Origin of the sequence: Pantoea sp. BL1, from assembly GCF_000963985.1 — a bacterium.
Taxonomy (GTDB): Bacteria; Pseudomonadota; Gammaproteobacteria; order Enterobacterales; family Enterobacteriaceae; genus Pantoea; species Pantoea rwandensis_B.
The window spans coordinates 1-315 of the sequence record NZ_JZRH01000116.1; the positions used below are offsets into that span (position 1 = coordinate 1).

1 protein-coding gene is annotated in these 315 nt (G+C 57.8%); it reads left to right on the forward strand.

The genetic code is table 11. The features are described from left to right. On the forward strand, positions 1–315 hold a 315-nt coding region (locus tag VH86_RS24620), incomplete at both ends, for a penicillin-binding transpeptidase domain-containing protein (protein ID WP_045834449.1).

Sequence of the window (315 nt, forward strand, 5' to 3'; positions counted from 1 at the left end):
CCGCCAGTGGCGGGTGAACGCGTTTTCCAGGAAGACCTGGTGAAAACGGTGATGCACATGATGGAGAGCGTGGCGTTGCCTGGCGGCGGTGGGGTTAAAGCCGCCATCAAGGGCTATCGCATCGCGATTAAAACCGGTACTGCGAAAAAAGTGGGACCGGACGGACGCTACGTCAATAAATACATTGCTTACACGGCAGGCGTTGCGCCTGCCAGTCGCCCTCGTTTTGCGCTGGTGGTGGTGATCAACGATCCTCAGGCCGGCAAATATTATGGTGGTGCGGTTTCTGCACCGGTGTTTGGCGCCATCATGGGC